The 248-nt window shown below is 31.9% G+C and carries 1 protein-coding gene; it reads left to right on the top strand.

Annotation, left to right across the window (positions count from 1 at the left end):
- On the top strand, nucleotides 1–180 hold a 180-nt coding region (locus tag SB749_RS20365; protein ID WP_410711908.1), incomplete at its 5' end, for a helix-turn-helix domain-containing protein.
- Between the last annotated feature and the right edge of the window lie 68 nt (nucleotides 181–248).

Below are 248 nucleotides of genomic sequence, written 5' to 3'. Positions count from 1 at the left end.
GGAGATAGAAGAGTTAATATTGCTGAATTATCAAGAATAACAGGTCTTCACAGAAACGGCATAACAAGGCTTTACCATGAAGAAACCGATGGCATTAAATTTGATACTCTAGAAAAAATTTGCAAAGCATTAGACTGTGAGATAGATGATTTACTTGAAATCATAGAAAAGGAGTCTTAAGCAAAAGTATTGCAAGTGATGTTATAATTAACGGAGAGGTGAAACAAATGGACAATCAAATTTTAAAA

This window comes from Brevibacterium sp. SIMBA_078 (genome assembly GCF_046534565.1).
Taxonomy (GTDB): domain Bacteria; phylum Actinomycetota; class Actinomycetes; order Actinomycetales; family Brevibacteriaceae; genus Brevibacterium.
This window is presented reverse-complemented; position numbering and strand designations above follow the sequence as displayed.